The 400-nt window shown below is 40.0% G+C and carries 1 protein-coding gene; it reads left to right on the forward strand.

What is annotated here, in order from left to right:
* Positions 1-21 precede the first annotated feature (21 nt).
* Positions 22-400: VOC family protein (locus GOU96_RS18375; RefSeq protein WP_324702132.1), on the forward strand; the 379-nt coding region annotated here is incomplete at its 3' end.

Below are 400 nucleotides of genomic sequence, written 5' to 3' on the forward strand. Positions count from 1 at the left end.
TCCTAGAAAATGGAGTTTCTGATGAAAATTAGTCACCTTGATCATTTGGTTCTGACTGTTGCAGATATTCCAACAACAACGAACTTTTATGAAAAAGTGTTGGGCATGAAAGCTGTTAGTTTTGGCGCTGGTCGGATTGCTCTAGAGTTTGGTCACCAGAAGATCAATCTTCATCAACTCGGTAATGAGTTTGAACCTAAAGCTCAAAATATTAGAGTTGGGAGCGCAGATTTGTGCTTTATTACCGACACAGTTCTGTCTGATGCGATGAAGCATGTGGGGAATCAAGGTGTGACTATCATGGAAGGACCTGTAAAATGTACAGGTGCACAAGGTGTAATCACATCATTCTATTTCAGAGACCCAGATGGGAATCTTATTGAAGTATCAACGTATTCAA

The sequence above is a fragment of the Vibrio sp. R-1 genome (assembly GCF_035615595.1).
Taxonomy (GTDB): Bacteria; Pseudomonadota; Gammaproteobacteria; order Enterobacterales; family Vibrionaceae; genus Vibrio; species Vibrio cholerae.